This is a genomic window from Arthrobacter sp. Y3223164, from assembly GCF_059091005.1.
Genome location: NZ_JBNHGF010000606.1, coordinates 1 through 1,082, shown reverse-complemented (window position 1 = coordinate 1,082; position 1,082 = coordinate 1). Strand labels below are relative to the sequence as shown.

The 1,082-nt window shown below is 72.6% G+C and carries 2 protein-coding genes; one reads left to right on the top strand and one right to left on the bottom strand.

From position 1 onward, the window contains the following. Positions 1–208: heparan-alpha-glucosaminide N-acetyltransferase domain-containing protein (locus AC5RUJ_RS16795; protein ID WP_494156306.1), on the bottom strand; the 208-nt coding region annotated here is incomplete at its 3' end. 115 nt (positions 209–323) lie between these two features. Between AC5RUJ_RS16795 and AC5RUJ_RS16790 the strand changes: the two genes are divergently transcribed. Further along, the coding region (locus AC5RUJ_RS16790) for an alpha/beta fold hydrolase (protein ID WP_494156305.1) at positions 324–1,082 on the top strand (759 nt) is incomplete at its 3' end.

Here is a 1,082-nt window from a genome sequence, read left to right as displayed (position 1 = left end):
CGCCGGTGAGCAGCGCCAGCCCGACCCCGGCCAGGACCGCGAACAGCGCCGAAGAGCGCCCGGAGAGGACCAGGCCCACGAAGTTCGGCTGCGGGTCCGTGCCGGAGGTCCACGGCGCAAAGATGTGGGTCGCCATCATGCCCAGCAAGGCGATGCCGCGGGCGGCATCAATCCCGGCGATCCGCGGGCGGGTGGAACCTGGGCGCATGCACCGATAATCTCACAGCGGGCGTGGAGGCGGCTGTGAGACCGGCGACCGGCACGCGATACCGTGAGGGAATGAACAGGTTGGAGAACGCGGCTGCCGCACCCCTGGAGCGGCCATGATGGGATTTGCCGTCAACGGGGACGACGGCGTGCGGCTGGCCTTCGAGGACACCGGCACCGGGGAGCCGCTGCTGCTGGTCCATGGAACCGCCCTGTCCAAGGCCACCTGGCGGGGGCTGGGCTACCAGCGTGCCCTCAAGCCGCGGCACCGGGTGATTTCGCTGGACATGCGCGGGCACGGCCGCAGCGACAAGCCACACGACGTGGGCGCCTACACGATGGAGCGTTTCATGGGCGACGTCGAAGCGGTGCTGGACGCCTGCGGGCTGGACAGCGTCAACTACTTCGGCTATTCCTTCGGCGCGCGGGTAGGACTCGCGATGGCGGTGTACCGGCGGCAGCGCCTGCGTTCGCTGACCATGCTGGGCGGAACCCACCGGAGCATGGCCGGCCAGGTGGGCAAGCTCTTCTTCCCCGACTACCTGGACGCGCTGGAGACGGGCGGGATGGAAGAGTTCCTCCGCCGCTGGAACGGGCGCCGGGCCGTGCCGGTGGACGCGGCCACCCGGCAGGCCTTTTTGGCCAACGACCCGGCGGCGCTTGCCGCCTACTTCCGCGCCGGCGAAGAGCTGCCCGGTCTCGATCCCCGCCAGGTCCAGCGGATCCCGTTGCCCGTCCTGCTGATTGCCGGCAGCGAGGACCACCCGCGCGCCGCGGAGTCGCGCCAGGCCAAACGGTGGGTGGGGGGGGGGGGGGGGGGGGGGGGGGGGGGGGGGGGGGGGGGGGGGGGGGGGGGGGGGGGGGGGGGGGGGGGG